Annotated in this window: 1 protein-coding gene; it reads left to right on the plus strand. The window is 69.6% G+C overall.

What is annotated here, in order from left to right:
• A partial coding sequence (locus KN815_RS28200; RefSeq protein WP_216344724.1) for an RNA-guided endonuclease InsQ/TnpB family protein occupies positions 1 to 642 on the plus strand: 642 nt, incomplete at both ends.

The following is a 642-nucleotide window of genomic DNA, read 5'->3' on the forward strand; positions in this document are numbered from 1 at the left end:
CTGGCCTTCCTGGCGGAGGTGTCCTCGGTCCCGCTCCAGCAGGCGCTGCGTCATCTTCAGGCGGCGTTCGGGAACTTCTTCGCCAAGCGGGCCAGGTATCCGCGGTACAAGTCGCGGAAGAAGTCGTGGGCGTCGGCGGAGTACACTCGCAGTGCCTTCACGTGGCGCGACGGGCGCCTGACGCTGGCGAAGATGGCCGGGCCGCTGGACATCCGCTGGTCGCGTCCCCTCCCGGAGGGTGCCCAGCCGACGACGGTGACGGTGTCCCGTGATGCCGCCGGGCGCTGGTTCGTCTCCCTGCTCGTCGAGGACGCCATCGCCCCGGCCCCTGCCTCGAGTGCGGCGGTCGGCCTGGACGCCGGGGTCACCTCCCTGGTGACCCTGTCCACTGGGGAGAAGATCGCCAACCCCCGGCATGAGCGGCGCGACCGTAAGCGGCTCGCGAAGGCGCAGCGGGAGTTGTCCCGTAAGGCGAAGGGGTCGGCGAACCGGGAGAAGGCCCGCCGCCACCTCGCCAGGGTGCATGCGCGGATCGCTGACCGGCGCCGGGACTTCCTGCACAAGCTGACCACTCGTCTCGTCCGTGAGAACCAAACGGTCGTGATCGAGGACCTGACCGTCCGTAACCTGCTGAAGAACGGC

Origin of the sequence: Streptomyces niphimycinicus, from assembly GCF_018883605.1 — a bacterium.
Taxonomy (GTDB): Bacteria; Actinomycetota; Actinomycetes; order Streptomycetales; family Streptomycetaceae; genus Streptomyces; species Streptomyces niphimycinicus.